The organism is Streptomyces sp. NPDC097129, assembly GCF_055668065.1.
Genome location: NZ_JBVOQE010000002.1, coordinates 695,678 through 711,308 on the forward strand (window position 1 = coordinate 695,678; position 15,631 = coordinate 711,308).

General features: G+C 73.6%; 11 protein-coding genes. 6 read left to right on the forward strand and 5 right to left on the reverse strand.

Annotation, left to right across the window (positions count from 1 at the left end; translation table 11 throughout):
* Positions 1-690 precede the first annotated feature (690 nt).
* Positions 691-2,478 (reverse strand): glyoxylate carboligase, encoded by a 1,788-nt coding sequence (gcl, locus tag AC0B9F_RS08870; RefSeq protein WP_472000125.1) that lies wholly within the window; start codon positions 2,476-2,478, stop codon positions 691-693.
* A 256-nt stretch (positions 2,479-2,734) separates the two neighbouring features.
* On the opposite strand from gcl, the gene AC0B9F_RS08875 reads away from it, so the two are divergent.
* Positions 2,735-3,358: a hypothetical protein gene (locus AC0B9F_RS08875; RefSeq protein ID WP_472000126.1), complete on the forward strand. Its 624-nt coding sequence runs from the start codon at positions 2,735-2,737 to the stop codon at positions 3,356-3,358.
* A gap of 192 nt (positions 3,359-3,550) precedes the next feature.
* Here AC0B9F_RS08875 and AC0B9F_RS08880 read toward each other — a convergent pair whose 3' ends face one another.
* Positions 3,551-5,140: an AMP-binding protein gene (locus AC0B9F_RS08880; protein WP_472000129.1), complete on the reverse strand. Its 1,590-nt coding sequence runs from the start codon at positions 5,138-5,140 to the stop codon at positions 3,551-3,553.
* Positions 5,137-6,807, reverse strand: coding sequence for an AMP-binding protein (locus AC0B9F_RS08885; RefSeq protein ID WP_472000131.1), 1,671 nt, complete (start codon positions 6,805-6,807; stop codon positions 5,137-5,139). The genes AC0B9F_RS08880 and AC0B9F_RS08885 overlap by 4 nt, the downstream gene beginning before the upstream one ends.
* A 125-nt stretch (positions 6,808-6,932) precedes the next feature.
* Here AC0B9F_RS08885 and AC0B9F_RS08890 point away from each other — a divergent pair, with 125 nt between their 5' ends.
* From AC0B9F_RS08890 to AC0B9F_RS08900, 3 genes are all read left to right on the forward strand, one after another.
* A complete protein-coding gene (locus AC0B9F_RS08890; RefSeq protein ID WP_472000133.1) occupies positions 6,933-7,757 on the forward strand; it encodes a LuxR C-terminal-related transcriptional regulator in 825 nt (274 codons plus the stop codon).
* A gap of 529 nt (positions 7,758-8,286) precedes the next feature.
* Positions 8,287-11,097 (forward strand): helix-turn-helix transcriptional regulator, encoded by a 2,811-nt coding sequence (locus AC0B9F_RS08895; RefSeq protein ID WP_472000135.1) that lies wholly within the window; start codon positions 8,287-8,289, stop codon positions 11,095-11,097.
* Positions 11,098-11,309: 212 nt separating this feature from the next.
* Positions 11,310-12,104: a S1 family peptidase gene (locus AC0B9F_RS08900; RefSeq protein ID WP_472000138.1), complete on the forward strand. Its 795-nt coding sequence runs from the start codon at positions 11,310-11,312 to the stop codon at positions 12,102-12,104.
* A 114-nt stretch (positions 12,105-12,218) separates the two neighbouring features.
* Here the strand turns inward: AC0B9F_RS08900 and AC0B9F_RS08905 are convergent, their stop codons facing one another.
* A complete protein-coding gene (locus tag AC0B9F_RS08905) occupies positions 12,219-13,319 on the reverse strand; it encodes a winged helix DNA-binding domain-containing protein (protein ID WP_472000140.1) in 1,101 nt (366 codons plus the stop codon).
* A gap of 19 nt (positions 13,320-13,338) precedes the next feature.
* Between AC0B9F_RS08905 and AC0B9F_RS08910 the strand changes: the two genes are divergently transcribed.
* Together AC0B9F_RS08910 and AC0B9F_RS08915 are read left to right on the forward strand one after the other, a co-directional pair.
* Positions 13,339-14,145: a polysaccharide pyruvyl transferase family protein gene (locus AC0B9F_RS08910; protein WP_472000142.1), complete on the forward strand. Its 807-nt coding sequence runs from the start codon at positions 13,339-13,341 to the stop codon at positions 14,143-14,145.
* A 124-nt stretch (positions 14,146-14,269) separates the two neighbouring features.
* Positions 14,270-14,578 carry a DUF3040 domain-containing protein gene (locus tag AC0B9F_RS08915; protein WP_472000144.1) on the forward strand — a complete coding sequence of 103 codons (309 nt, stop codon included), beginning with the start codon at positions 14,270-14,272 and terminating at the stop codon, positions 14,576-14,578.
* 103 nt (positions 14,579-14,681) lie between these two features.
* Here AC0B9F_RS08915 and AC0B9F_RS08920 read toward each other — a convergent pair whose 3' ends face one another.
* Positions 14,682-15,578 carry a glycosyltransferase family 2 protein gene (locus AC0B9F_RS08920; RefSeq protein WP_472000147.1) on the reverse strand — a complete coding sequence of 299 codons (897 nt, stop codon included), beginning with the start codon at positions 15,576-15,578 and terminating at the stop codon, positions 14,682-14,684.
* Between the last annotated feature and the right edge of the window lie 53 nt (positions 15,579-15,631).

Genomic DNA, 15,631 nt, shown 5'->3' on the forward strand with positions numbered 1-15,631 from the left:
TCACCCTGCAGCTGCGGGGCAGCGTCGACGCGGGGCGGCCGGGGACCGTACCAGGACCGGCCGGGGCGGTTGCCGCTCATGCCTTCACGCGCCCTCTGGGGAAGACCGTACGCACCGCTCTGTACCGGCCCGCCGGACCGGTTGCCCGGCCTGCCCAGGGTGCGCCCCGCTCCGGCCCGGATACGGGCCCGCCTCACCGCGGCCGGGCTACCGCGCCGCACCCGTGCGACATGCCGGCGGCTCACAGACCTGCGCGAGCATCATCCGCTCCCCAGGGGCCCCGAGGGGCTCTCCGGGGAGGAGACGCTCTTCGCCGTCGCCCTGTACGGCGCACGGGCCCCGGCCACGCCGCTGCCGCGGTTCTCCCGCGCGGGCCGGGCAGACCGGCCACGCCGCCCGCGCGGACGAGGGCTTCTTCCCCTCCGGCACGGGCAGGGCCTGCGAGGCGTCACCGGCGGCGAGGCCGTCTACGGCGGGGCACGGGGGAGGACGGCGACCGAAGCTTCGACGGCGGCACGTCCTGCGGCCACCAGGGCGCACACAACGACGGCGGACACGATCACGGCGACGGGTATACAGAAGGGCGGCCCGTCCCCCCACGGAACGGGCCGCCCTCGCTCAGGCCGGTGTGTCGACCGGTGTCGGCCGGTACGACAGACCGGGGTCGGCCGGTGTGTCCGGCCGCGGTCGTCAGACCTTCAGCGGCTTGATGGACGTCGGCGCGTGGCCCGGCTCCGTGGCCAGGTCCTCGAACTCGGTGATGTCGCTGATGTCCATCGTCTTGCTCATGGCGATGTTGGTGACCCGCTCCAGGATCGCCTCGACCACGACCGGCACCTGGTACTCCGCGGCCAGCTTCTTCGCCTGCTCCAGGGCCGCGCCCAGCTGGTCCGGCTCGGTGACCCGGATCGCCTTGCAGCCCAGGCCCTCGGCGACCTTGACGTGGTCCACGCCGTAGACGCCGATCTCGGGCGAGTTGATGTTCTCGAACTCCAGGTTGACCTGGAAGTTGATGTCCAGGCCGGCCTGCGCCTGACGGATCAGACCCAGGTAGGAGTTGTTGACCAGCACGTGGACGTAGGGGACCTTGTGCTGCGCGGCGACCGCCAGTTCCTCGATCATGAACTGGAAGTCGTAGTCGCCGGAGAGCGCGACGACCGGAGCCTCCGGGTCGGCCTTGGCGACGCCGATCGCGGCCGGGATGGTCCAGCCGAGCGGGCCGGCCTGGCCGCAGTTGATCCAGTGGCGCGGCTTGAAGACGTGCAGCATCTGCGCGCCGGCGATCTGGGACAGGCCGATGGTGGTGACGTACCGCGTCTCCGGGCCGAAGGCCTTGTTCATCTCCTCGTACACGCGCTGCGGCTTCATCGGCACGTTGTCGAAGTGCGTACGGCGCAGCAGGGTGGCCTTGCGCTCCTGCGTCGAGGCGACCCACGCGCCGCGGTCGGGGAGCTTGCCCTCGGCCTTCAGCTCCTTCGCCACCTGGACGAACAGCTCCAGCGCGGCCTTGGCGTCGGAGACGACACCGTAGTCCGGCGGGAAGATCTTGCCGATCTGGGTGGGCTCGATGTCGACGTGGACGAACTTGCGCTCGCCGCGGTAGACGTCGAGCTTGTAGCCGGTGTGGCGGTTGGCCCAGCGGTTGCCGATGCCGAGGACGAAGTCCGACTCGAGGAAGTTGGCGTTGCCGTAGCGGTGCGAGGTCTGCACACCGACCATGCCGGCGTTCAGCTCGTGGTCGTCGGGCAGCGCGCCCCAGCCCATCAGGGTGGGGATGACCGGGGTGTTGGTCAGCTCGGCGAACTCGACCAGCAGGTCGGCGGCGTCGGCGCCGATGACGCCACCACCGGCGACGATGACCGGACGCTCCGAGGCCAGCAGGAAGGAGATCGCCTTCTCGATCTGCGCACGGGTCGCGGTCGGCTTGTAGACCGGCAGCGGCTCGTACGTGTCGATGTCGAAGTCGATCTCGGTGAGCTGGACGTCGATCGGCAGGTCGATCAGGACCGGGCCGGGACGACCGGAACGCATCAGGTGGAAGGCCTGCTGGAAGACGCCGGGGACCTGCGCGGCCTCCAGGACGGTCACCGCCATCTTGGTGACCGGCTTGGCGATCGAGGCGATGTCGACGGCCTGGAAGTCCTCCTTGTGGATCACGTGGGTGGGCGCCTGGCCCGTGATGCACAGGATCGGGATGGAGTCACCGATCGCGGAGTACAGACCGGTGATCATGTCGGTGCCGGCGGGGCCGGACGTACCGATACAGACACCGATGTTCCCGGGCTGGGTCCGGGTGTAGCCCTCGGCCATGTGCGAGGCGCCCTCGACGTGGCGGGCGAGGGTGTGGTCGATCCCGCCGCCCTGCTGCAGCGCCTTGTAGAAGGGGTTGATCGCTGCGCCCGGCACACCGAACGCCTGGGTGACACCCTCGCGCTTGAGGATCTCGACTGCCGCACGGGCAGCGGTCATACGAGCCATGGAGTTACTCCTGCTTCGGCTGTCGGATTCGCTCTCCCCGTCGCGCCCTGCGGTGAGGTCGTGTCCGCGTCCAGTCCAGCTCCGCCACCGGCGCCCCGGGCTTCCCCGAGACTTTCCGTATAGCGGAAACTAATTTCTACTATCTGGAAGCAATGTAAGGGGCTGGGCCAAGACCGTCAAGAGACGGACAGGCCGTGGGCGGGTGCAGCACCATGGGAGCGCCGAGCCGACGCGACGTCTGAGAGGAAGGGGGGCCATGACCGAGAGCGTTCCGGTGCGCTGCCCGTCCTGCCGACGCGAGGGGCGCTTCACCGTGCCGGTGTATCCGTGCGCGTGCGGCGCGCCCGTCGTGCCGCCGCTGGACCCGCGTACGGCGCCTGTGGCCGTGACGCACCAGGTGTGGGACGAGCAGTGGGTGTCGCTGCGCTGTGGCGCGTGCGGGCGCGACGGTGAGTGGCCGCAGCCGGAGCTGGGGTGCCCGTGCGGCACCGTGGTACGGGTTCCGGTGGCCCGTGGCGAGCCGGGGCCGTGGGACGCGGTCGTCGCGGCCGCGCGGCTGCTGCACCGGCTCGGCCACCGGGAGGTACGGCGCGCCCGCCGGCGCCCGCCGCAGGGCATCGGCCTGGTCGCCCCCGGCCTGGTTGCCCACGTCGACCCGGGCGCGCGGCCGGCCTCCCTGCGCGACGTGGAATGCCTGTGGCTGACGGCGATGATCCGCTCGGCGCGCGGTGTGCACTTCTCCCGGGCCGGCTACACCGCCGACGCCCGCGCCCGCGCGGACGGCCTGGACATCCCGCTGTTCGACCTGGACGCGGCCGGCCCGCCCCGCCCGCTCAACGACGCCGCCCGCGCCTTCGCCGCACAGGGGCCGGCGTCCTGAGCCCGCCGACCCCGGCACCTCACGCGTCCTGAATGCTCAGCCCGTCGGTGCCGCGCCGGCCGGGGGGCGCCCGGTAGTACAGCGGCGGCGAGCGCGGGGAGCCGGCGGCCACGAAGGCGCGGCGCCCGTCGGTGCCGCGCCGCGCCCCCCGGGGGGCGCCCCCCAGGCCTCTCCCGTGCGGCGGAAACCGGCTCAGCCGGCGTACTTCTGGCGGAGTTCCACCTTGCGCACCTTGCCGGACACCGTCATCGGGAAGGTGTCCAGGAGCTGCAGCCGGCTGGGGATCTTGTAGTGGGCCAGCCGGCCCTCGCAGAAGGCGCGGACGTCCTGGAGGGTCGGCGGGTCGGCCGGGTCGCGCGGGATGACGCAGGCCAGCACCTCCTCGCCGTACTTCTCGTGCGGGACGCCGACCACCTGGACGTCGCGGATCTTCGGGTGGCCGTAGAGGAACTCCTCGATCTCGCGCGGGTAGACGTTCTCCCCGCCCCGGATGATCATGTCCTTGATGCGGCCGACGATCTCGACATAGCCGTCCTCACGCATCACCGCGAGGTCCCCGGTGTGCATCCAGCGCCCGGTGTCGATCGCCTCGGCGGTCTTGCCGGGCTCCTGCCAGTAGCCGAGCATCACGCTGTAGCCGCGGGTGCACAACTCCCCCGCCTCACCCCGGGGTTGCGTGACGCCGGTGGCCGGGTCGACGACCTTCACCTCGATGTGCGGCAGCACGCGGCCGACGGTGCCGGTGCGGTGCTCCAGGTCGTCCTCCATCCGGGTCTGCAGGGACACCGGGGAGGTCTCGGTCATGCCGTAGCAGATGGAGACCTGCTCCATGTGCATCTCGGCGACCACCCGCTTCATGACCTCCACCGGGCAGGGCGAGCCGGCCATGATGCCGGTGCGCAGCGAGGTGAGGTCGTACTGGGCGAAGTCGGGCAGGTTCAGCTCCGCGATGAACATGGTCGGTACGCCGTAGAGCGAGGTGCAGCGTTCCTGCTGGACCGCCTCCAGGGTCGCCTTCGGGTCGAAGGACGCGGCCGGGATCACCATGCAGGCGCCGTGCGAGGTGGCCGCCAGGTTGCCCATGACCATGCCGAAGCAGTGGTAGAAGGGAACCGGGACGCAGATCCTGTCCTGCTCGCTGTAGGCGATCAACTCACCTACGAAGTAACCGTTGTTGAGGATGTTGTGGTGGGAGAGCGTGGCCCCCTTGGGGAAGCCCGTGGTGCCCGAGGTGTACTGGATGTTGATGGGGTCGTCGCAGGACAGGGCCTCGTGCGTCAGGTCCGGGGTGGCGCGGGCGAGCAGCGCCTCCCAGCTCGGGTCGCCGATGTACACGACCTCCCGCAAGTCGTGGCAGCTGCCGCGCACTTCGTCGACCATCGCCCGGTAGTCGCTGCTCTTGTGGCTGAGGGAGGCGACGAGCAGCCGGACGCCGGACTGGTTGAGGACGTACTCGACCTCGTGGGTGCGGTAGGCCGGGTTGATGTTCACCATGATCGCGCCGATGCGGGCGGTGGCGTACTGGACCAGGACCCACTCGGGGCAGTTGACCGCCCAGATGCCGACCCGGTCGCCCTTGGCGATGCCGCTCGCGAGGAGCGCCCGCGCCAGCGTGTCGACGTCGGCGCCGAACCGGGCGTACGTCCAGCGCCGGCCGGACGGCACGTCGACGAGCGCCTCGCGCTCCGGCCAGGTCGCCACGGCGCGGTCGAGGTTGGCGCCGATGGTGTCGCCGAGCAGGACGGTCCCGCTCGTGCCGTGCGTGTAGGACAGTGCGGTCACCGGAAGTCCTCCTCGCGGTACTCGTCGTCCGACCCCGCGGCCGTGGCCTCGCGCAGTTCGATACGGCGGATCTTGCCGGACACCGTCTTGGGCAGTGCGCCGAACTCCAGACGCCGGATGCGCTTGTACGGCGCCAGCACCTGACGGGAGTGCTCGAAGAGCATCTTGGCGGTGTCCGGGCCGGGCTCGTAGCCCTCGGCGAGGACGACGTACGCCTTCGGCACGGCCAGGCGCAGCTCGTCCGGCGCGGGCACGACCGCGGCCTCGGCGACCGCCTCGTGCTCCAGCAGCGCGCTCTCCAGCTCGAACGGGCTGATCTTGTAGTCGGACGCCTTGAAGACGTCGTCGGCCCGGCCGATGTAGGTCAGGTACCCCTCCTCGTCCCGGGCGGCGATGTCGCCGGTGCGGTAGTAGCCGCCGGCCATCGCCTCCGCCGTACGGTCGGCGTCGCCGTGGTAGCCGGTCATCAGGCCCACCGGGCGCTCCGCCAGGTCGAGCGCGATCTCGCCCTCGCTGACGCCGGGCGCGCCGGAGACCGGGTCGAGCAGTTCGACGCGGTAGCCGGGGCTGGGCCGGCCCATGGAACCGGTCTTGAGGGCCTGCCCCGGCGTGTTGGCGACCTGCACGGCGGTCTCCGTCTGCCCGAAGCCGTCCCGGATGGTGCGGCCCCAGGCGCGCCGCACCTGCTCGATGACCTCGGGGTTGAGCGGTTCGCCGGCGGCGACGACCTCACGGGGCGGGGTGGCCAGCTGGGTCAGGTCGGCCTGGATGAGCATGCGCCACACGGTCGGCGGGGCGCAGAACGTGGTCACGCCGGCCCGGTCCATCTCGGACATCAGGCGGGCCGGGTCGAAGCGGCTGTAGTTGTGGATGAAGACGGTCGCCTCGGCGTTCCACGGCGCGAAGAGGTTGGACCAGGCGTGCTTGGCCCAGCCCGGCGAGGAGATGTTCAGATGCACGTCCCCGGGCTTGAGACCGGCCCAGTACATGGTCGCGAGGTGCCCGATCGGGTACGAGGTGTGGGTGTGCTCGACCAGCTTGGGGCGGGCGGTGGTACCGGAGGTGAAGTACAGCATCAGCGGGTCGTCGGCGCGGGTCGGGCCGTCCGGGACGTAACCGGCCGGGGCCGCGTAGCCGTCCTCGTACGGCTCCCAGCCCTCCGTGGGCAGCCCGCCGACGCTGATCCGGGTGTAGGCGCCGGGCACCTCGGCGAACTTCTCCGTGTCCTCCGCGCGCACGATCACATGCTTGACCCGGCCCCGCTCCACGCGGTCGCGCAGGTCGGCGGGGCCGAGCAGCGGGGTGGCGGGGATGACCACCGCGCGCAGCTTCATCGCGGCGAGCGCGGTCTCCCACAGCTCGGCCTGGTTGCCGAGCATGACCAGCACCCGGTCCTCGGCGGCCACACCGCGGTCGCGCAGCCAGTTCGCGACGCGGTCGGAACGGTCGGACAGCTCGGCGAAGGACAGCCGGGTCTCGGTGCCGTCCTCCTCGACGATGTGCAGCGCCGTGCGGTCGTTGCCGTCGGCGATCACGTCGAACCAGTCGAGCGCCCAGTTGAAGTACTCGGGCCGGGGCCAGCGGAAACCGGCGTAGGCGCCTGCGTAGTCCTCGCGGTGCTCCAGCAGGAAGTCCCGTGCCCTGCGGAAGTCGTCCGTCGCCGTCATCTGTCCTCCTGTGTGCCGGACCATTGCCGGGCGGCTCGGGTACATCGTGTAATCCGTGATGCAGGTCTCACTACCCCCGAACGGGGGTGGAGGCCTCGAAACAGCCGCAGTGAGGGGTCGACCAGGTGACAGCGGACGCGTCCGACGTGGTGGAGATACGCGGTGCGCTGGCGCGGCTGCGCCGCGGCACCGGGCTGCCGGTGGCCTTCGGCGGGCTGGTGGACGCCGGGCACCGGCAGATCCGGATCAGCGAGCTGAGCGGCAACGCCACGTCGGCGCTGCGCTCCCTCGCGGTGACCTCCGGCAACGGGCTGGGCGGCAAGGCGGTGGCGCTGACCCGGCCGTGCGCGGTGGCGGACTACTCCTCGTCCCGGCAGATCAGCCACGAGTACGACGCGGCCGTCGCCGAGGAGGGTCTGCGTTCGGTGCTCGCGGTGCCGGTGGTGGTACGGCGGCGGGTGCGGGGGGTGCTGTACGGCGCCCTGCGCAGCGCCCAGCCGCTCGGGGACCGGGCGCTGAGCGAGGCGGTGGCGGCGGCGCGGGACGTGGAGCAGGCGCTGGTGGTGCGGGAGGAGGTGCGCGAGCTGCTGGTGGCCGCACGGCCTCCCCGGGCGCGTCCCGCGAGGGGCTGGGAGCAGGTGCGGGAGGCGCACGCCGCCCTGCGGGCGCTGGCTCCGCGGATCGGTGATCCGTCGCTGCGGGCGGAGCTGCTGGGGGTGTGCGGGCTGCTGGCGCCGGGGGCGCAGGCGTCGGCGGTGACGTTGGCTCCGCGGGAGCTGGACGTGCTGGCCTGCGTGGCGGACGGCGCCACCAACGCGGCGAGCGCCGAGCGGCTCGGGCTGCGTCCGGAGACGGTGAAAGCCTATTTGCGGTCGGCCATGCGCAAGCTCGGGGCGCACACCCGCGGGGAGGCGGTGGCGGCTGCGCGGAGGGCGGGGCTGTTGCCGTAGCCATGGCCTGCCGGCGGCCTGGGGTGATACCTGCGGGTGCCTGCGGGTGCCTGCGGCGCTCTGTGCGGGTCCGTCGTGGCTGCTCGCGCTGTTCCCCGCGCCCCTCGGGTGCCTGCGGCGGTCTGTGCGGGTCCGTCGTGGCTGGCCGCGCCGTTCCCCGCGCCCCTCGGTTGCCTGCGGCCGCCCATGCGGGTCCGTCGTGGCTGGCCGCGCCGTTCCCCGCGCCCCTTGGGTGCCTGCGGCCGCCCGTGCGGGTCCGTCGTGGCTGCTCGCGTCGCTCCCCCCGACCCTTGGGGGCCTGCGGCCGCCCGGGGCGCGGCTGGGGGCGGGCCGGCTTGTCGGCGTGGCGGGGGGTCCCTCTGGGCAGGGGAAAGAGGGGGCGGCAGCGTTGTCATTCAGCCAGACGGCGCCGTGAATTTTTCGTTGCGCAAGGGTGTTGTTATATCCCTCACGACATCGTCCGTCCGAATTTCCTGCGCGGTTGCCTAGAATTTGGCCCGGACACGACACACGGAGGGGAGCGGTAACCGTGCGACGGGACTTCCAGGAGCCTGCCCGATGCCGCCCCGACCTGGTCATCGGCCGGGAGGAGCTGTTCAGCGCGGCGCGTGAGCGGCTCGCGTCCGGAGGCAGCGTGCTGCTGCACGGACCGGCCGGAATAGGAAAGTCGACCGTGCTGCGGGCATTGGCCGCGGAAAACTGCTTCCAGTCCGGCACCGTCTTGCGCTGCTCGGCCACCGAGTCCGAATCCCATCTGCCCTTCCTCGCCCTCGCCGACCTGTTCGGGCTGGTCCTGGACCGGATCGCCGACCGGCTGCCCGGCGCGCAGCGCACCGCTCTGGAGTCCGCGCTGACCGGGCGGGGCGAATCGACCCTGCAACGGGACGGTCTCGCGTTGCGGCTGGCCGTGCTGTCGGCGCTGCGGGCGCTGGCCGAGGACGGGCCGGTGCTGGTCGTGGCCGACGACTTCCAGTGGCTGGACTCGGCCAGCGCCGAACTGCTCGGGTTCGCCGCCCGGCGGCTCGGCGACACGCCGGTGCGCATGCTGTGCGCGGTGCGCACCGAGGCACAGGAGTACGACCGGTATCTGCGCTCCTGTCCGCCCGACACGCTCGCCGTGCGACTCGGTCCGCTCACCCGTGCCCAGGTGTCCGCGCTGCTCGACCACCGGGGGTTCACCGGGCTGCCGAGGTCCACGGTGCGCGACATCCACCGCACCAGCGGCGGCAACCCGCTCTTCGCCCAGGAGCTGGGCCGCGCGCTCGCCGAGAACCCGACGCCGCCGCGGCCGGGCGAGCCGTTGCCGGTGCCGACCTCGCTGCGGGCCCTGGTGCTCAGCCGGCTGGACCTGCTGTCCGACGAGGCCCGCCGCACCCTGCTGGTCGCCAGCGCCGGCGCCCGTCCGACGGCGGCGCTGCTGCACGCGGCCGGGCGGGACAACGCCGAGGCCGAGTGCGCGCGCGCCGCCGAGCTGGGCCTGCTCACCACCGAGCCGGAGGCCCCGGCGGTGCGGTTCGCGCATCCGCTGATCTCGGCCGCGCTGTACGCGGAGGCGCCCGCGCACGAGCGGCGCGCCGCGCACGCCGCGCTGTCCACGGCCGCGTCGGACCCGATCGAGCGGGCCCGGCATCTGGCGCTGGCCACCATCGGCACCGATCCGGGCGTCGCCGCGTCGCTGGCCGAGGCCGCCGCGCTCGCCCGGGACCGCGGGGCGCCGTCGGTGGCGGCCTCCCTGGGGCTGCTCGCGGCCCGGCACACACCGGCCGGCGGGCACCCGGACGAACGGCGGCTGCAGGCCGCGGAGGACGCGATCACGGCCGGCGAGGCGGACCTCGCCCGGGACATCGCCCGCGAGGTCCTCACCCGGGCCACCGTGGCGGCGGAACGGGTGCGGGCGTGGATGGTGGTGATCGAGGCGGCCGGGCAGGCCCTCGGTGACGTGGACGCCGTCTTCCCGCAGGCGCTGACCGACGCCGGGGACGACCCCCGGCTGCTCGCCCTGGTCCACTACCAGCTGGCCTGGCGCGCCCTGGTCGTCGAGGGCGACTTCGCCGAGGCCCGGCAGGAGGCGGCGCACGCGGCGGAGCTGGCCGCGCGGGCCGGGAACCGGCGCACCGAGCTGATGGCGCTGTCCTTCCAGGCGTCCACCGAGACCCTGATGGGCCACCCGGACGCACCGGTCACCGTCAAGCGGGCCCTGAAGGAGCCGCAGGACCCGTATGTGGCGTGCCATCACAACGGCGCCGGGGCGGCCCGCTTCCGCTGGCTACTGATGAGCGATCAGCTCCCCGAGGCCCGTACGACGATCAGCGCGCTGCTGCGCGAGGTGCGCCGGCGCGGCATGGTCGAGAGCGAGGTGCACTTCCTGCGCGCCCTCGCCGAGACCGAGCTGCTGTCCGGGCACTGCGGGCGGGCCCTGGACCTGGCCCGCGAGAGCCTCAGACTGGCCCGCGACTCCGGGATCGGCGAGGGCGCGTCCGCGATGCTGGCCTCGCTCGCCGAGGCGTCCGCCGGGGACGTGGAGCGGGCGGAGGCGCTGGCCCGGGAGGCCGCCGCGCACGCCGAGGAGGACGGTGACCAGATGTACCTCTCGCGGGCGCTGGCCGCCCTCGGGCACGCCCAGTTGGTCGCCGGGGACGCGCGCGGGGCCGTGGTGGCGCTGCGCCGGGTGCGGGAGCTGGAGGCCGGCCTCGGCATCACCGACCCGGCCCGCGGCCGCTGGCACGGCGACCTCGCCGAGGCGCTGGTGCGGATCGGCGAGGTGGGTGAGGCGCAGGAGGTGCTCGACACGGCCCGCGAGCACGCGCTGCGGCTGCGCCGGGAGAGTGTGCTCGCGGTGCTGGACCGGGCCGGGGCGCTGGTGCGGGCGGCCCGGGGCGACACGGAGGCCGCGCTCGCGCAGCTGACGTCCGCTCAGGACCGGCTGGCCAAGCTGGGGTACGGCCTGGAGGAGGCGCGGGCCGCGTTCGCGCTGGCCCGGCTGCGTGCCGGGCGGCCGGGGCCGACGTCGTACGACGAGGCGGCGCGGCTGTTCCGGCGCTGCCGGGCGCTGCCGTGGCTGCGGCAGGTGGAGGAGGCCGCTCAGGCGGCCACGGCCGCGGCGGCCCAGCGGCCGGCCCCGGCGCCGGCCGGGCTGCACACCGCGCTGGACTCGCTGGCCTCGATGGAGCGTCAGGTGGCGGGCCTGGTCATGGAGGGCGCCACCAACCGGGAGATCGCCGCCCGGCTGTTCATCAGCGTCAAGACGGTGGAGGCGACCCTGACCCGGGTCTACCGGAAGCTGGGGATCCGCTCCCGGGTGGACATCGTGCGGCTGGCGGCGGGGCGTCACGCGAAGTGAGGCCCGCGCGGGTTTACTGCCGTCGTGGGTGAACAGCGGGGCGATCGAGGGTTTTCCCTGCCCGACTCCCTTAGGGGGTTCCCTCATTGGGAGGGCGGCGGCGCGGGTTCTAGCGTGAGGGACGTGCCGCTCGCCCGGGCACACGGGGGTCGGTCCCGCGTCCCCCACACACCCGTGCGAAACCCCCACCGGCCACCCCACCGAGGAGACTGATGTTCGGGCTCACCCGTGCGAGATCGACCGCCGGCAGGACCGCCGCGGCCGTCGCCGTCGCCTCCGCAGCGGCGCTCTTCAGCGCTCCCTCCGCCGTCGCCGCCCCGCAGCCCGTCGTGGGCGGCACGACCACCACGACGACGGCGTACCCGTTCATGATGCAGATCACCGACGCCTCGCAGAACCAGTTCTGCGGCGGCACCCTCGTCGCCCCGACCAAGGTGGTCACGGCCGCGCACTGCATGGCCGGCGAGACCACGTCCAGCGTGCGGGTCGTGGGCGGCCGCACCTACCTCAACGGCACCAACGGCACGGTCGGCCGGGTCAGCAGGATCTGGGTCGATCCGGACTACACGGACGCCTCCAACGGCGACGACGTGGCCGTGCTGACGCTGTCGACGTCGATGCCGTACACGACGGCGAAGTACGTCTCGCCGTCCGACACCTCGGTGTACGCGGCGGGCACCACGGCCCGCATCCTCGGCTGGGGCACGACCGCGGAGAACGGCAGCTCCTCCAACCAGCTGCGCACCGCCACGGTCCCGGTCGTGTCCGACGCGAGCTGCAAGACTTCCTACGGCTCTGACTTCGTGCAGAGCGACATGGTGTGCGCCGGGTACTCATCCGGTGGCGTGGACACCTGCCAGGGCGACAGCGGCGGTCCCCTGCTCATCGGGGGCGTCCTGGCAGGGATCACTTCCTGGGGCGAGGGTTGCGCGGAGGCGGGTTACCCGGGTGTGTACACCCGGCTGACCACCTTCTCCAGCCTCGTGACCGCACAGGTCACTTCATGACACGGTCATGACCCCAGAAGGCTCCTGAGTAACCCTCAGGTGATGACCAGGGGGGCGTTGCGGGCTTCCACGAGCAGCCCGCACCGCCCCCCTACCCATGGGCGGCCCGAGCCCTCAGGGCCGTACCGTGCCGAAGCGGATGTCGTACGACGACCGCGGGTGCAGCGTCGCGAGCATGCGTTCCGCCTCGGCCGTGATCTGCGCCCGCAGGGCCCGGCTCGGGGTGGTGAACGGCTCGATGACGAGGGCGTCCGCCTCCAGCGCCCACAGGCCCGCGAGGAAGCCGTCGACGAGGAGGGTGCGGTAGGCCTGGTTGCCCTGCCAGCTGCGGCCCCGGTGCTCGGGCGGGACGACCCGGCCGCGGTCGGCGTGGGAGAGCAGCAGGTTGTCGAACTCCGGCAGGAAGCGCGGCGGGGCCGGCGTGTCCGGGTCGGGGCGGGGCGCGTCGGGCAGGTCGAACAGCTCGACGCCGTTCTCGTCGCGGAAGGTGAGCAGCTGGGGCCGGAGCCGTTCGAAGGCGTCGCGCAGCCGGGTGAGGCCCGCCCAGGTCTGCATGTCCTTGACCGAGGCGGGGCCGAAGGCGGCGAGGTAGCGCAGGACGGTCGCGTCCGGGGCGGCGGGCGGCTCGGCGGGCCGGCCCAGCCAGTGCTCGGCGGTGGTGAGCGCCACCTGCCCGCTCGCGCCCCACAGTCCGCGCGGGGTGACCTGGACGAGCGGCAGGGTGCAGCGGGCGGCGACGCCGAGGGCCTGCGGGTCGGCGTCCGGCCAGTGCGGGTGCAGTGCCTCGCGCAGCTGCTTCAGGGTGCGCGGCTCTTCTTCGACGAGGTCCCGGGCGAGTGCGGCGAGCCGGTCGAGGTCGACGCCCGTCAGGCCCTTGCGGAACGCGGTCAGTTCGCGGGTGCGGGCGGGCTGGACCAGCGGGCGCAGGGTGAGGCAGTCGTCGGCGGTGTGGGTGTGGATCGTGGAGCGCACGGTGACGATGCGGGCGACGGCGCGGTCGGCCATGAGCCGGGAGAGCTGCTCGGGCGCGAAGCCGTCGAGGCGGGCGGCGAGCGCGTAGTAGGGCGGTTTGACGTTCTGCGCCTGCAGTCCGAGGAGGTGGGACACGGCCTCCTGGGCGGTCAGCGGCGACCGGGTCAGCAGGAGTTGCCGCTGCAGGGTCGCGCGGTTGAGGGCACGGGTGCCGAGCACGGGAGCCGTCGTCGTCTTGGCCATGCCCGCACGGTAGCCGGAGTTGCGGACACCTTCTGTCCGCGAGGCCGCGCCCGCCTTCCGTCGCCTGGACGACGTACGCCCCGAGGCCTACACGCACCTGGTGTTCGTGTGCGGGCCACTGCACGGTCCGCAGCTCGATGACCTGCACCGGTGGTTCGCGCACTGCACGCGGATCGCCGTCGGCACGTCGGTGACCGACCCGCGCAGCCGGGCCGTCACCGGTTTCCACCAGGTGCCCGCGCGGGACGCGCCGGGCGCGCAGCCGTCCCTGGACCTGGCCGCCCGCGCCCCGGCACCGCCCGCCCGGCCGGTGGTCGGCGTGATCCTCACCCACGGCCGGCACGAGTACGGCGGGCAGCGGCGGCACGCCGAGGTCGCCGAGGCGGTCACGGCGTGGCTGGCCGGGCGGGACTGCGCGCGGCTCGAACTGGAGACACGGCTGGACGCCCACGACTGGCGGCTGTGCGCGACGGCCGCCCAGTTCGAGGCGGTCCTGGCGCGCCTGGACCTGATCGTCACGGACCGGCCGCACGGACTGGTGCCGACCCTGCGCGCCGGGACGCCGGCGCCGGCGATCGGCCCGGTGGCGGGCGGCGCGAAGGTGACCGCGCCGGCGCGGGCCTGCGGCTGGGCCGCCCTGCTGCCGGCGGACCGGGTGGACGGTGACGGGCTCGGCCGCTGGTGGCAGTGGTGCCTGGGCGAGGGCCGCGAGCGGGCCCGGAGCATCGCGGCCGGCTTCCGCGAGGCGGACCCCGCGACCGGCGCGGACGACGCCGACGGCGCGGCCGTGTTGCCGGCTGCTCTGCGGGGCGCCCCGGCCGGTTAGCCCGAACGGCGGGCGGGGCACCCGCGAAGAACACCCCCTGCGACGTTTTCCCCTGGGGGCGCCCCCGATCCCCCCGGGGGGCGCCCCGAGGAACGCCCCTCCCGACGTTTCCCCTGGAGGCACCGTGTCGATCGGCCGACTCCCCGACCACGAACAACGGATACTGGACGACCTGGAGCGTGACCTGCGGCGCGACCGCCGGCTCACGCGCCGGCTGCGCACGCTCCAGCGGCGGCGGGCGTCCTGGCTGTCCCGGCTGGCCGCCTACCGGCCGCATCCGCTGACCGTCGCCGCGCTGCTCGCGGTGGCCGTCGGACTGATGGTGACCGGCATCAGCACCTCACACCCCGCGGTGATCTGGGCGTTCGCCCTTGTCTGGCCGGTGTCGCTGTTCGCCGCGTTCCGGCTGCTGTGCCGGTGGACGGAGCCCTGAGAGCGCCCGGAACGCCGTGAGGCGGGAGCGGGACAGCCGTCCGCACGGCTGCCCCGCTCCCGCTCGTGCTCTCTCAGCCCGCGCGCAGCCCGCGCCGGTGCGCTCAGCCCACGTAGCTCCGCGCCTTCGACCGGCGCTGGGCGTCCTCCAGCAGCCGCATCCGCGCCTCCACCGCCGCGAGCAGCACCCGCCGTTCCCGCAGCACCCACGGCAGCGCGACCGCGGCCTCGGCGAACGCCCGCAGCGACACCGTGTCGCGGGGGACCGTGCGCGCGAGGTGCACGGTGCGGCGCAGCGCGGGGCGGGCCGGCCGGCGCAGCCAGGTGAACCACAGGGTGTTGCGGATGCCGTGCGCCCGCCGCAGGGTGGCGTCCCGCGCCCGGGACGGCTGGTGATGGATCGTCAGATGGTCGGCGTACGTCAGCCACCAGCCGTTCGCGGCGAGGTCGACGGCGAGCAGCTCCTCCTCGCCGCCGAGCCACAGCCGGGGGTGGAAGCCGCCCGCGGCGCGGAAGGCGTCGGTGCGCAGCACGGTCGCGGCGGCCAGGAAGGAGCCGAGGGCCGGTCCGGGCAGCCAACGCGGGCCGCGGACGGGTGAGTTGCGCAGCTCCTCGGTGATCGGGTCCTCGGTGGAGCCGGGTTCGACGAGGATGCGGGCGGTGACCGTGGCCAGCGCGGGATGCCGGTCGAGCAGGTCGGCGGCGCCGGACAGCGCGCCGGGCGACCACCAGGAGTCGTCGTCGCAGAACGCCACGTAGGGCGTGCGGACCTCGCGCACCGCGAGGTTGCGGCCGACGGCGCCGAGGTTGCGCCCGGGCCGCAGCAGCCGTACCCGGGGGTGGTGGTGGGCGACGGCGTCGGCGGTGCCGTCGGCGGAGGCGTTGTCGACGACGATCACCGGTGGGTTCTCGGGGAGTTCGGCCAGGTGGCCGAGGGTGCGCAGGAGTTCGGCGCGCCGGTTGTGGGTGATGACGACGACGGTGGTGCGTGGGTCGGTCATGGGCGGCCTCCCTCCGGCGTGCGCGGGTCGGTCATGGGCGGCCTCCCTCCGGC

What these genes read in the sequence shown, in the direction of transcription:
- gcl (WP_472000125.1), bottom strand. Translation starts at nt 2,478, where the DNA reads ATGGCTCGTATGACCGCTGCCCGTGCGGCAGTCGAGATCCTCAAGCGC.
- AC0B9F_RS08875 (WP_472000126.1), top strand. Translation starts at nt 2,735, where the DNA reads ATGACCGAGAGCGTTCCGGTGCGCTGCCCGTCCTGCCGACGCGAGGGG.
- AC0B9F_RS08885 (WP_472000131.1), bottom strand. Translation starts at nt 6,807, where the DNA reads ATGACGGCGACGGACGACTTCCGCAGGGCACGGGACTTCCTGCTGGAG.
- AC0B9F_RS08900 (WP_472000138.1), top strand. Translation starts at nt 11,310, where the DNA reads ATGTTCGGGCTCACCCGTGCGAGATCGACCGCCGGCAGGACCGCCGCG.
- AC0B9F_RS08905 (WP_472000140.1), bottom strand. Translation starts at nt 13,319, where the DNA reads ATGGCCAAGACGACGACGGCTCCCGTGCTCGGCACCCGTGCCCTCAAC.
- AC0B9F_RS08920 (WP_472000147.1), bottom strand. Translation starts at nt 15,578, where the DNA reads ATGACCGACCCACGCACCACCGTCGTCGTCATCACCCACAACCGGCGC.